This is a genomic window from Pseudorhodobacter ferrugineus DSM 5888 (assembly GCF_000420745.1).
In the GTDB taxonomy this organism is placed as follows: Bacteria; Pseudomonadota; Alphaproteobacteria; order Rhodobacterales; family Rhodobacteraceae; genus Pseudorhodobacter; species Pseudorhodobacter ferrugineus.
On sequence record NZ_ATVN01000019.1, the window covers coordinates 1 to 13,091 of the forward strand.

12 protein-coding genes are annotated in these 13,091 nt (G+C 59.3%); 2 read left to right on the forward strand and 10 right to left on the reverse strand.

What is annotated here, in order from left to right; genetic code table 11:
- A partial coding sequence (locus tag G560_RS20770) for a transposase (protein ID WP_022705131.1) occupies nucleotides 1-177 on the reverse strand: 177 nt, incomplete at its 3' end.
- A 359-nt stretch (nucleotides 178-536) separates the two neighbouring features.
- Entirely contained in the window at nucleotides 537-1,466 is a 930-nt protein-coding gene (gene thyX / locus G560_RS0115065) for an FAD-dependent thymidylate synthase (RefSeq protein ID WP_022705132.1), read from the reverse strand.
- A gap of 200 nt (nucleotides 1,467-1,666) precedes the next feature.
- Between thyX and G560_RS0115070 the strand changes: the two genes are divergently transcribed.
- Nucleotides 1,667-2,095 (forward strand): VOC family protein, encoded by a 429-nt coding sequence (locus G560_RS0115070; RefSeq protein WP_028914147.1) that lies wholly within the window; start codon nucleotides 1,667-1,669, stop codon nucleotides 2,093-2,095.
- 104 nt (nucleotides 2,096-2,199) lie between these two features.
- Here the strand turns inward: G560_RS0115070 and G560_RS0115075 are convergent, their stop codons facing one another.
- Together G560_RS0115075 and G560_RS0115080 are read right to left on the reverse strand one after the other, a co-directional pair.
- Nucleotides 2,200-3,003: an inositol monophosphatase family protein gene (locus G560_RS0115075; protein WP_022705134.1), complete on the reverse strand. Its 804-nt coding sequence runs from the start codon at nucleotides 3,001-3,003 to the stop codon at nucleotides 2,200-2,202.
- 68 nt (nucleotides 3,004-3,071) lie between these two features.
- Entirely contained in the window at nucleotides 3,072-3,434 is a 363-nt protein-coding gene (locus G560_RS0115080; RefSeq protein WP_022705135.1) for a helix-turn-helix domain-containing protein, read from the reverse strand.
- Between the two features lie 343 nt (nucleotides 3,435-3,777).
- Between G560_RS0115080 and G560_RS0115085 the strand changes: the two genes are divergently transcribed.
- Nucleotides 3,778-4,746 (forward strand): NADPH:quinone oxidoreductase family protein, encoded by a 969-nt coding sequence (locus G560_RS0115085; RefSeq protein ID WP_022705137.1) that lies wholly within the window; start codon nucleotides 3,778-3,780, stop codon nucleotides 4,744-4,746.
- An 85-nt stretch (nucleotides 4,747-4,831) separates the two neighbouring features.
- Here G560_RS0115085 and G560_RS0115090 read toward each other — a convergent pair whose 3' ends face one another.
- From G560_RS0115090 to G560_RS0115120, 6 genes are all read right to left on the reverse strand, one after another.
- Nucleotides 4,832-5,671 (reverse strand): alkaline phosphatase family protein, encoded by an 840-nt coding sequence (locus G560_RS0115090; protein WP_022705138.1) that lies wholly within the window; start codon nucleotides 5,669-5,671, stop codon nucleotides 4,832-4,834.
- Between the two features lie 87 nt (nucleotides 5,672-5,758).
- Nucleotides 5,759-7,393 carry an ABC transporter ATP-binding protein gene (locus G560_RS0115095; RefSeq protein WP_022705139.1) on the reverse strand — a complete coding sequence of 545 codons (1,635 nt, stop codon included), beginning with the start codon at nucleotides 7,391-7,393 and terminating at the stop codon, nucleotides 5,759-5,761.
- Nucleotides 7,390-8,205, reverse strand: a complete 816-nt coding sequence (locus G560_RS0115100; protein ID WP_155947325.1) for an ABC transporter permease — start codon at nucleotides 8,203-8,205, stop codon at nucleotides 7,390-7,392. The genes G560_RS0115095 and G560_RS0115100 overlap by 4 nt, the downstream gene beginning before the upstream one ends.
- A gap of 10 nt (nucleotides 8,206-8,215) precedes the next feature.
- On the reverse strand, nucleotides 8,216-9,172 hold the full coding sequence (locus G560_RS0115105) for an ABC transporter permease (protein WP_028914148.1): 957 nt from the start codon (nucleotides 9,170-9,172) through the stop codon (nucleotides 8,216-8,218).
- A 2-nt stretch (nucleotides 9,173-9,174) separates the two neighbouring features.
- On the reverse strand, nucleotides 9,175-10,752 hold the full coding sequence (locus G560_RS0115110; protein WP_022705142.1) for an ABC transporter substrate-binding protein: 1,578 nt from the start codon (nucleotides 10,750-10,752) through the stop codon (nucleotides 9,175-9,177).
- 235 nt (nucleotides 10,753-10,987) lie between these two features.
- Nucleotides 10,988-13,039: a CocE/NonD family hydrolase gene (locus tag G560_RS0115120; protein WP_022705144.1), complete on the reverse strand. Its 2,052-nt coding sequence runs from the start codon at nucleotides 13,037-13,039 to the stop codon at nucleotides 10,988-10,990.
- Nucleotides 13,040-13,091 lie beyond the last annotated feature (52 nt).

Below are 13,091 nucleotides of genomic sequence, written 5' to 3' on the forward strand. Positions count from 1 at the left end.
CGACAAATGATGAGGCAGGATGTCGTAGCGCGCCGCGACATCCACGACCCGGGCACCGGGCTGCAGGCTTTCAGCCACGATCCGCGCTTTCACATCATCCGGCCAATGCCGCTTGCCGCGCCGTCGAGGTTCCACGACCTCGCACCGCCCCACAAAACCCTCACCACCATCCGCCATGCAAAACCTCCATCTGCTACCGCAGACCTTCTCGCAGGCGCATCACGCGTCAGGAATACATCAAATCAATGGGCTGGAACCACCGCATACGGTAAACCTACGTCATTCAAAACTGTATAAAAATCATGGCGTTGAAAGGTAGATTCAATATTCCGCCACTCTGGTTTCGAGTACTTTCCAAACTTGTCACAGGAAGTGAACCAAATATTTTTCCTGTTTTCAGAGAAGTATCTCTGAATTGCCTTCGGAACAAAATGGTGTCGACGCGACCGCCCACTCATCACTCACCCCTCCAGGCCGCGCAGGCGTGCGCGCCCGTTGTTCACTCAAAACGCTCCACTGGAGCGTTTTGACCCTGCTCACGCAGGGTCGTTCACAACCCCAATAAACTCCCGCCATTCCCCCTTGCTCATGCCCGAGGTCTCTTGCGTGACCTGCTCACCTTTAAGCATCCGCCGCACGCAATCAATCGCTTTTGACGAGAGTGTCGCCCCGCCCATCCGGTAGTCCTCAAACGCGGCAAAGGCGATGGGCACCCAGTCGGCGACCACTTTGCAAATCACATCGGCATAGACGCGGATTTCATATTGGGCGTGGGGGTCGGCGCGTAGGCGGAGGAAGTGGAACAGGTTGTGCAGGTCCACCTTCCAATACCATTGGGTATAGATATTGGCGGGCAGGTTCATGCGGGCGAGTTCACGGGCGAGGCCTTGCTGGGGGCTTCCGTCGGCTTGGGTTTCAGACAGCATCGCCTCATAATGGTCATAGGCGGTATTCGAATCGCGTTTGAGCATTTCGAGCACGCGGGCGGCCTCGGCCCCCTCTAACACAGCGCCGCGGCCTTGGTTGTTGACCACCGATTGCGCGGCGAGTTGGTCGGGCGCGGGGATGTAAAACTCTCGGTCCAGAATCGAATAGCGCGCGGAATATTCGTTCACATTGGCGGTGCGGTGGCGGATCCATTGGCGGGCCACAAAGACCGGAAGTTTGACGTGCAGCTTGATTTCGCACATCTCGAACGGGGTGGAATGCCAGTGGCGCATCAGGTAGCGGATCAGGCCTTCGTCGTTGGAAACATGTTTGGTTCCAGCACCATAGCTGACACGGGCAGCCTGCACGATGGCGGCATCATCGCCCATATAGTCGATGACGCGAACAAAGCCGTGATCCAGCACTTCGTGGGCGTGGTACAGATGCGCCTCCATCCCTTCACTCACCGCGCGCAAGGTGGGTTTGGGGGTGGCGCGTTGGGCGGCGATTTCGGCAAGCTGGTCGGGGGATAGGGGCATGGCGGCCTCGTGTAAAATATGTGTTCAGGGTGTAGGCCCCATATCTATGGGCCGCTTGGGCTGCAGCATACGAGATAGGGGCGGGCATGGGCAAGTGGGGCTGGTTTTGCCCGCGCGTGCCGTTTGGGGCTCTTGGCCGCTCGCCTTTGCTGCGGTTTACCCTATAGTCAGGCCAGAACGGATAAGAATAGGAGATGTTTATGGCGATCAAATACCTGCACACGATGGTGCGCGTATTGGATTTGGAAAAATCCATCGCGTTTTTTGCGCTGTTGGGGCTGGTGGAAACCCGCCGCTACGAGAATGAAAAGGGGCGGTTTTCGTTGATTTTCATGGCACCGCCGGACCAGCCGGAGTGCCCTGTCGAGCTTACCTATAACTGGGATGGCGACGAGGGTTTGCCAAGCGACGGGCGGCATTTTGGGCATTTGGCGTACCGCGTTGATAATATTTATGAGACCTGCGCCCATCTGGCGGCCAATGGTGTCGTGATCAACCGCCCGCCGCGGGACGGGCATATGGCCTTTGTCCGCAGCCCCGACAATATTTCGGTTGAATTGCTGCAAGCAGGCGACGCTTTGACACCCGCCGAGCCTTGGGCCAGCGCGCCGAATATCGGGCATTGGTAAAGGCGCGGGTTGCGGGGTTTGGGTATAACCGCGCAACCCGACGGCTTGGCGGGGCCAAGGGCGGATAGATATTTAAGCCAAAGAGAATTTGGGGTCGTGGTCTTTTAAACCAAGGGTTTGTTCAGCAGCGCCATTGCGGCGGTGTGGATATCGGTATTCGCGGCGGCGAGAACTTGGCCGCCCTGATGCGCCGGGCCGCCTTGCCAGTTGGTCACCAAACCGCCTGCCGCCTCGATCACCGCGATGGGGGCTTGGACGTCATAGGTTTGCAAGCCTGCCTCGATCACCAGATCAACCTGCCCTGCCGCAAGGAGGGCATAGCCGTAGCAATCCATCCCGTAACGCACGAGGCGCATGTTGGGAACCACACGGCGGAACGCGGCGTGTTCGGCGGGGGTCCCCACCTCGGGAAAAGTCGACAGCAAGATCGCCTGCGACAAAGGGCGCGGGGCGCGGCATTTGAGGGGCGCGCTGCCCATCGGGCCGTTCATTTGCGCCGTACCAAAGCCGCCTTCAAAGCGTTCCTGGATATAGGGTTGGTCGATCAGGCCATAGATGGGGCCATTGGCATCCGCGATGGAGATCAGAACGCCCCAAGTGGGTGTACCAGACAGGTAGCCACGCGTGCCGTCGATCGGGTCAAGTACCCAAGTCAGGCCGGATGTGCCAGAGGTGGTGCCGAATTCTTCGCCCAAGATGCTGTCTTGCGGGCGGCGACGGGCCAGAATGGCGCGCATGGCGGACTCGCTGGCGCGGTCGGCCACTGTAACAGGGTCAAAATGCGTGGTTTCTTTGGTATCGGCTGTCAGCCCCGGGGTCCGGAAATGCGCCAAGGTGGCAAGGCGTGCTGCATCGGCGAGTTCAGCGGCAGTTGCGCGAATATCGGCGATTTCAGATTGGCTGAGCATTGGATGTCCCCATAAAGCACTGTCCCGCGCTACCCGTTTCGGCAGCGCAGGTCAATAACGGGGTACTGTCAGGCCGCTTCGCTAAGGACGCGGGCCAGGTCGAACAGGCGACGACGCTGTGCCTCGGGGATGGCATAGTAGGAGCGCACGAGTTCGAGCGCCTCTTTATCTGCCAACATATCGCCTTCAACGCCGCGCGGCACTTCGCGGGCGTCATCGATCCCTTCGAAGAAAAAGCTGATCGCAACGCCCAGCACTTCGGCGATATCCCAAAGCCGCGAGGCCGAGACACGGTTCATCCCCGTTTCATATTTCTGGATTTGCTGGAATTTAATGCCAACACGATCTGCAAGCTGTTGTTGCGTCATGCCAACCATCCAACGACGGTGACGGATACGCTTGCCAACATGGGCGTCTACAGGGTGCTTCATCACATACTCCGCTAGTTTTTGTACAACCGATACAAGTTAACAAGCAAAAATCATGCCAAAATGGAAAAGGGTGGCAAAAATTGTGAAATTGCAACTTAGGCCGACCCAGACCTATCCTTTTAGACAGGTCGCCCTGACCCGAAAAACAGGTCTTGCGTGTGGCGTGCGGCGTTCTCCGTACAGGTGCCCCGAAGTCGCATCACTCGCTATATGCGTGTTTTCTATTTTGCATTGCATTATGCGATGATTTTCGGAATTGGTTGCAAAATGCAATGACTCATTCCGCTGGCCATTGGCAATCTTGGCGGGTATTTTCGGGGAAACAGGTACAAGGGGGCAACGGATGCGAGCATTTCAGGTGGAAACGATTGGCGCGGCGCCGCAATTGCGCGATGTGGCAACGCCAGTGCCTGCGCGGGGGCAAGTGCGGGTGCGCATCATGGCCTGCGGTTTGAACTTTGCCGATTTGCTGATGGTCAAGGGGACGTATCAAGAGCGCCCCGCCCTGCCCTTTACGCTGGGCATGGAAATGGCCGGTGTGGTGGAGGCGCTTGGTCCGAATGTCACCGAATTGGCTTTAGGTCAGCGGGTGGCGGTGTTTGCGGGCATGGGCGGGCTGGCCGATATGGGCTGCTTTGATGCGCGCGCCTGCACGCCCTTGCCCGATGCGATGGGGTTTACCGATGCGGCGGCGTTTCAGGTCGCTTACGGCACCAGCCATTTGGCGCTGAACCACCGCGCCCGGCTGCAACAGGGCGAGACGCTGCTGGTCATGGGCGCTGCGGGCGGTGTGGGCCTGACGGCGGTTGAAATTGGCAAACGCATGGGCGCGCGGGTGATAGGTACGGCGCGCGGCGCGGACAAGTTGGCGGTTGCCAAGGCTGCAGGCGCCGACCATGTGATTGACAGCGAGGCGGGCGGGCTGCGTGACGCGCTCAAGGCTTTGGGCGGCGTTGATGTCGTCTATGACGCGGTCGGCGGCCCTGCGTTTATGGAGGCGATGCGCGCAACCAACCCTGAGGGGCGGCTGATCCCGATCGGCTTTGCCGGTGGCGAGGTGCCGCAGATTCCCGCAAACCATCTGCTGGTGAAAAACCTGAGCGTGATCGGCCTTTACTGGGGCGGCTATCTGAAATTCGCGCCCGAAACCTTGTCTCGCAGCATGGCGACCTTGTTTGACTGGTATGACGCAGGCGGATTGCGCCCGCATATCAGCCATGAAATCCCCCTGCCCCGCGCCCAAGAGGCCCTTGACCTGCTGCGCGACCGGAAATCTACGGGCAAAATCGTGGTCACCATGACCGACGCCTGATTTCATCTTTGTCCAAATACTCCCGCCGGAGGCAAAGGTTGGGCCAAGACACTCCTTCGCAAGCCGATCCCGCCTATTGCCTGCCTTAATCGGCCAAAAACACGGGCGCGGTCATGCTGGCCGGAATTTCGGCCCCCAGCCGCGACAGGATGGTCGGCGCAAGGGACAATTGGTCCAGCAACACCTCGCGGCTTGGCCCTTTTGCGGGGCCGAAATAATACAGCGCGAAATCTTGCTGGTCCTCGCCCGCGCCGCCGTGATGGCCGCGCATCGACTGGCCGTGATCGGCGGTCACGATCACCTCATACCCCGCTTTGCGCCACCGCGCGATCCACGGGGCCAGCGTGGCATCAAGGGCATAAACCGCATGGTCCATTTCGCGGCAGTCATGGCCAAAACGGTGGCCCATGCTGTCCAGCGTGCAGGTGTGCAGCATGCCGTAATTCAGCCCGAACCGTTCGGTCAGCATGGTCAGCGTGGCGAACAGGTCATAATCGGCGGGGGTGGTCTGATTGATCAGGTTATAGCCATACATCGTGTGAAAGCGGCCGTGGTTGATGGTCTGGCTGTCCGGTTCATCATATTCCAGATCGCGCACCGGATCAAAGGGCGCGCGGTTGAAAAACTCGGACCAAAAACTGTGGGCAACGGCCCCCGTGACACCGCCTGCCTTGCGGGTTTGGCCAAAGATATCGGGTTGGGTCAGGCGTTTCACGGCCTCATTCCCCCAAGTGCCATGCACCTGCGGCGGGGTGCCGGTGTGAATGGTGGCATAGCAAGACGCGGATGTAGACGGCAGCGTGGCGCGCATTTTCCACACCTGCGCCTCGCCCTGCGCAACCCAGCCTTCAAGATTGCCAAACAGGCGGCGCCAATTGGCATAGGGCACGCCGTCGAGGATGATGAGGAGGAGTTTTTTGCCCATTGAACCACCTTTTGCGAAGGTTGCCAGCGGCAGGAGCCTCCGGCGGGGATATTTTCAAACAGAAAAAGGGAGACAGGAGTTGCGGGGTTAGTTTCCCGCCGCCTCCATTTTACGGTTCGCGATGGTGCGTTCCAGCCAGCCGAGTTCCATTTCAGGGACCGAAGACAGCAGCAGGTCGGTATAATCATCAAAGGGCGGCGCCAGAACTTCGGTTTTGGAACCGTAGCGGACCACGCGGCCTTGATACATCACAGCGATGCTATCGGCGATGGCGCGGACGGTGGCAAGGTCGTGGGTGATGAACAGATAGGCCACGTTTTCAATCTTTTGCAGATTGAGCAGCAGCTTCAAAATGCCGTCCGCGACCAGCGGATCAAGCGCCGATGTCACCTCGTCGCAAATAATCATCTTGGGCTTGGCCGCCAGCGCGCGGGCAATACAGACACGCTGTTTTTGCCCGCCCGAGAGTTCGGCGGGATAGCGGTCGATATAGCCTTCGCCCATCTCAATTTCATCCAGCAATTCCTGAATGCGCTTTTTCTTGGCATCACCGCGCAAGCCGAAATAAAATTCCAGCGGGCGGCCGATGATAGTGCCCACGGTTTGGCGCGGATTCATTGCGACATCGGCCATCTGATAGATCATCTGCACCTCGCGCAGATCATCGCGGGTGCGGTTTTCAAATTCGGGCGCAAGGGTGCGGCCGTTAAAGGTTATCTCGCCTTTCGATGGCGGCAAAAGGCCGGTGATCACACGGGCAAGGGTGGATTTGCCCGAACCAGATTCGCCCACGATGGCCAATGTTTGCGCCTCGGGCAGATCGACAGTGACATCCTTTAGCACGTCAAACTTGGTCCCGCGATAACGCGCGGTGATGCCTTTGACCGAAAGTACAGGCGCGCCGCCGGTTTTTTCCTGATGATCGATAGAGCGCACCGACACCAACGCCTGCGTATAGGCCTGCGCGGGCGTGTTGATGATATGGTCTGTGGTGCCGTATTCCACCATCTTGCCGCCTTGCAGCACCAAAATATGGTCGGCTATCTGCGCCACAACGGCCAGATCATGGGTGATATAAAGCGCGGCAACTCCGGTTTCGACAATCGCGCGTTTGATCGCGGCCAGAACCTCAATCTGCGTGGTGACATCCAGCGCGGTTGTGGGTTCATCAAACACCACCAGATCGGGTTTCGGACACAGCGCCATCGCCGTCATCACCCGCTGCAACTGCCCGCCCGACACTTGGTGCGGATAGCGATTGCCGATGGTTTCGGGCTTGGGCAGGCCAAGCTGGGCAAAGAGGGAAATGGCGCGGGCCTCGGCCTCTTCCTTGCCCATCAACCCGTGGTGCAAGGTTGCCTCGATCACCTGATCCATCAGTTTTTTCGCGGGGTTAAAGGCGGCGGCAGCGGATTGGGCAACATATGTCACTTCGCGCCCGCGCAAGGCGCGCAGGCCGGAAGGCCCGACCTTCAGGATGTCGCGGCCGTTGACGAACACCTCGCCCCCCGTGATGCGCACACCACCACGCCCATATGCCATAGACGACAGGCCGATGGTGGATTTCCCCGCGCCGGATTCGCCGATCAGCCCCAGCACCTTGCCCTTTTCCACCGTAAAACCTACGCCTTCGACGATGGTAATATCGCGTGGCGCCTCGCCCGGTGGATAGGCGGTGGCCTCGATCTTCAGGCCTTTGACCTCTAGCAAAGCATCGCTCATCCGCGGCCCCCTTTCAGGCTGGTGGTCCGGTTAAGCACCCAATCGGCCACAAGGTTGACCGAAATCGCAAGGGTCGCAATGGCAAAGGCAGGGTACAGCGCGGCAGTGATCCCAAACGAGAGCCCCTCTTTGTTTTCCTTCACAATCCCGCCCCAATCGGCCATCGGCGGCTGCACCCCAAGCCCAAGGAAGGACAGGGTTGAAATGAACAGCACAGCAAAAATGAACCGCAGGCCCATTTCCGCCACCAAAGGCGATAGCGCGTTGGGTAGAATTTCGCGGAAAATGATCCACAACTGCCGCTCGCCACGCAGGCGGGCCGCCTCGACATAATCCATGACAGTAATATCCACGGCCACCGCGCGCGACAGACGAAACACCCGCGTGCTGTCCAAAATTCCCATCACCACAATCAGAATAGGCAGCGTCACCGGCATCACCGTCAGCACCACAAGGGCGGAAATCAGGGTCGGGATCGACATCATCAAATCAACCAACCGGCTGAGGATTTGATCGACCCAGCCGCCTTTGACAGCTGCAAAAAACCCAAAAATCGACCCCAGCCCGAACGAGATCAGCGTGGCCATTGTCGCCACGAAAATCGTGGTCTGACCGCCATAAATCATCCGCGACAGCATATCCCGGCCAATCGTATCGGTGCCCAGCCAATGGGTGGCAGATGGCCCCTCCCATGCGTCGCCCACAATTTCGGCCACGCCATACGGCGAAATAAAATCGGCGAAGATGGCGATAGAGAAATAAAGCCCGGTAAAAAACAGCCCGATCAGGGCCGAGATTGGAATGCGCATCAGCGTGCCCCCTTCATTTCGGATGCCGCAAGCGCGGGTTGGCAAGGATCGACACCACGTCAGCCACAAGGTTCAGCCCGATATAAACGGCGGCAAACACCAACCCGCAGGCCTGCACCACCGGCACATCACGCTTGGACACATGATCGACCAGATATTGCCCCATGCCGGGATAAACGAACACCACCTCGACCACGACCACGCCCACCACCAGATAGGCAAGGTTCAGCATGACCACGTTGACCACCGGCGCAATCGCATTGGGAAGGGCGTGGCGCGCGATAATCGTAAACTTGCGCAGCCCCTTCAGTTCGGCAGTTTCGACATAGGCCGATTGCATGACGTTCAAAATCGCCGCCCGCGTCATTCGCATCATATGGCCCAGAACCACCAGAACCAGAACCAGCACCGGCAAGGCGATAGAGTTCAATTTTTCAAAAAACGTCATCCCGTCATTGATCGCGGCAAGGGACGGGAACACCCGAAACTTGACCGACAGGAAAAACATCGCGATGTATCCCAGCAGGAATTCGGGCACCGAAACGGTGGCCAGCGTCACCGTGGAAATAACGCGGTCGGGCCAGCGGCCCTGATAGCGGACCGCGATCAACCCCAGCAAAATAGCCAGTGGCACGGCCACGACAGCAGCAGAGATTGCCAGAAACAACGTATTGCCCAAACGACTGCCCATTGACGTGGCGATATCCTGACCATTGCTAAGCGCTTTGCCAAGATCCCCTTGCAACGCATTGAACAGCCATGAAAAATATCTTGATATCGCAGGCTCGTTCAGCCCCAGTTCCGCCCGCAGGTTGGCCAGCGATTGCGGGGTGGCGGATTGGCCCAGAATGGATTGGGCCACATCCCCCGGCAGAATCTGCGTCCCGACAAAGATCAAGACCGACGCCGCCAACAGCAGGAGCATGCCCAGCGCCAAACGCTGGGCAACAAGTTTTACGACCGGATGCACCCTTAGGCCTGCCAGCACTTAATGGCGGCTTGGTCGTTCATCATGTCGCCGTTCGGGTTGCCAACCCAACCGGCCACTTTGTCATTATGCGCATCAAGGAAATCGTTGAACATCGGCAACAACAAACCACCTTCGTCGCGCACAAGATCCGCCATTTCGCGGTACTGCGCCTTGCGCTTGTCCTGATCCAATTCGGCCCGCGCCATCATCAGCAGCTCATCAAACCGCGCGTTCTTGAACTTGGTGTCGTTCCATTCCGCAGATGAGATATAGGCCGTGGCATACATCTGATCCTGAGTCGGGCGACCGCCCCAATAGGACGCGCAGAACGGCTGCTTGTTCCACACTTCGGACCAATAACCATCATTCGGCTCGCGCTTGATTTCCAGCGGAATCCCGGCCTTTTGGGCCGATTGCTGGAACAGCGCGGCCGCATCAACAGCGCCCGGAAACGCTGTGTCTGCGGTGCGCAGAATGATAGGGCTGCCGTCATGGCCGGATTTCTTGTAATGCTCGGCCGCTTTTTCCAGATCGAATTCGCGCTGTGGGATGGTGTCGTCAAACAGCGGATAGGCCGCGTTGACAGGGATGTCATTGCCAACCGACCCGTAGCCGCGCAGCACCTTGTCTACCATTTCCTGACGGTCCATCGCATATTTCAACGCCAACCGCAGATCAACATTGTCAAACGGCGCAGTATCCACATGCATGACAAACACGTTTTGGCCACGGCCTTGGGTTTGTTGCAGCGTGACGCCCGGTGCCTTGCCCAACAATGCCGCGATTTTCGGATCAATCAGGTTGGCCATATCGACCTGCCCCGATTGCAACGCAGAGGTGCGCGCCGTAACATCATTGATGATCAAAATCTCGGTCGTATCGAAATGCCCGACGCTGTCATCCCAATAGCCGGCATAGCGTTCAAACGTGTGGCGCACGCCAGGTTCGTTCACGATAATCTTGTACGGGCCGGACATGATGCCGCTTGCCGGATTGTCGATGCCACCGCCAGGCTGGATCAGCAGGTGACGGTCAGCCATCAGATAGGGAAGGTCGGCGTTCGCATCGGTCAGGGTGATTTCAAACAAATCGCCTTCGGCGCGCATCGACGCAATGCCCTTCATGATGCCCAAAGCACCCGAAGTGGCCTTTTCATCCGAATGGCGCTGCATGGTTTTCAGCACGTCATCGGCAGTCAGCGGGCTGCCGTCATGGAAGGTAATGCCCTGACGGATCTTAAACGACCAGACCTTGGCATCGGGGCTTGCGCTCACCTCTTCGGCTACGCGCATATCAAGGGTGTTGTCGGGATGCACCCGCACCAGCGGCTCACCGATATGGGCCATGACGTTATAGGGGGCCTGGCTTAGCGTCAGCGCGGGGTCAAGGCTGTTCGAGCTTTCCCCACCGCCAAGGCCCAGCTTCAGGTGGCCGCCTTTTTTCGGTGTACCGCTTTGCGCAAAGGCAATCCGTGGCATGGCGGTGGCCGCCCCCAAGGCCGCAACACCACCAATGAAACCGCGGCGGCCCATGCGGGCTGCGTCAATCCGGTCAATCAATTTTGCAAGGTCGTCTTTCATTCTCTTCTCCCCTAAATTCAGCACGCGCTGTTTTTGTTGTTTGTTGAGTCAATAAAGCCGCATAAATCTGTTCAAGCAACATTTACTTTCGTTCCAAACGCCGTTTTTGCTGGCTTGGCTGTTGAAAAAATGTCGCCTGCAAACAAGTTCTTGTCGCGTTTAGACAGCTTTGCCCAAAAGCGCAACCGTTTGCCCCCCCCGCTGTGCCGGCCTGTGCCGGCCTGTGCCGCCAGCTTTAAACAAAGTCACGCGGCACCGACTCGTTAAACGCGCGTTCAAAAACCAGCGTTTCCCCATCCCACGCGCGCAAAGTGGCATGAAACACCAGCGCCTCGGGCGTGCTGCGCATCTGGGCCACCGCTTGGGTGCGAATAGCCCAATCACCGCCCGCCGTGGTGCCCGCCGCGTTGCCCGCCTTGCCTTGGCGTGACAGGCTTTGCTCCCACACAATACGCGTCACGGCATGGCTTGGGTCGGCGGGGTCAACTTCGAACCGTTCGACCATGTCTTCGGCAGTGATCAACCCGTGATCCAGATATTCAATCCGCCCCGAACCGTCCTCGACCACCAGCGCCACCCGCCCCGAAAGCAGGTCGGTTTCCACCCGCCGCGCCGCATTGGCGGGGGTCAGAAAACGGCAGTTGATGGGCTTGGCCGATGTCGGTGGCGGCGGCACCCACTCCCCCGCCCCTTCATGCGCTGGCCCCTCATGCGCCCCCTCATGCACTGGCAACGCCAAACGGCCCTCCAGCAGGGTCAAGGTGGCAGCAACAGGGCTGGGCACAAGGAACGGGAAATAGGTGGTGGACAGGGCCAACCGCAGATGATGCCCCGCTGCAAGACAATAGGCCATGTCGTCCAGCACCACCTCGGCAGTCACCGCCTCGCCAGGGGTCAGGCGGCAGGGCTGTTCCATGCTGTCGCGGTGGCACAGGTTCAACATGCCATGCGCAATACGCACCGATTGCCCATTTGGGGCCACATCACACAGTCGCGCCACAATAAACGCGCGCGGCTGGTCAGACCGCAACCGCAGCCGCAACCGCGCCGCCCCCAGCAGCGCCAAAGGCGCGTCCAAGACCGTGCCGTCGAAACACACCGACAGCGCATCGTCGGGTGCCTGATCGCCCGGCATTTCGGCATTCAACCCCATCGGGAAAAACTCGCCCGCCGTCAGGCCAAGGTCGGGGCGGGTGCAAACGGCGGTTGCCAGCGCGCCCCCCGAACCACCCAAAACCCCACCTGCGGTCAATGCCAGTTCCTGCACCATGACCCGCGCCGATGGCAACGCATCCTCGGCCACCCACCGCCCCGCGCGGTCTTTGGTGCTGGCATCGGGTGGGGCGCTGTCCATCATCCAGACACGATAGGCAGGGTCCGCCTCGGCCCCGTTCTCCACGCCCTTCAACCACCTGTCCCACCAGCGCAGCGCCTCATCCAGAAAACCGATCGCAGGCCCCGGCACGGCCTGATGCGGGTATTGATGCACCCAAGGGCCGACAATCGCCTTGGCCCCCGCCACGCCGCGCACCAAATGCGCCGATGTGTTCATATAGTTGTCTGCCCAACCTGAAAAGCTAAGGACAGGCACCTCTATGCGGCTGAAATCCTCACAGATCGACCCGTGTTTCCAATAGGCATCGCGCGCCTGATGCCCCGCCCAGCGCGGCGCCAAAAACGGCTCGGCCTCTAGGCGCGCCAACCAATCCTCGCGCCAGTCGGCCCGCAAAACGCGGTCCGCAGGGCGCGACGAATAGGACAACATCACCGCCCCCCAGCCCAAATTCTCGCCCAGCAAACAGCCGCCCTTGAAATGAATGTCATCGGCAAAACGGTCGGTCGTCGAACACACCGCCACCACCGCCTTCAAAGCAGGCGGCTGCAAAAACGCCGTTTGCAAGCAATTGAACCCGCCCCAGCTTTTGCCCATCATCCCCACGCTGCCCGAACACCACTCCTGCGCGGCCAACCACGCAATCACATCGCAGGCATCCTGCAATTCCTGCGCGGTATACTCATCCGTCATCAAGCCTTCACTGTCGCCATTCCCGCGCATATCCACCCGCACCGCGGCATAACCATGCCCCGCAAAATACGGATGCATCCGCGCATCGCGCCCCCGCGTGCCGTCCCGCTTGCGATACGGGATATATTCCAGCACAGCCGGAACGGCACCCGCCCCCACCGCCCGCCAAATCCGCGCCGACAACCGGCAGCCATCGGGCATCACAATGCCCACATCTTCCTCGACCATCACCTCATACGGAAACTCTGTCACCACGCGCATAACCCGCCCCCGATTTCATCTTTGCAAAAATACTCATCTGTCTTTGCCCCCA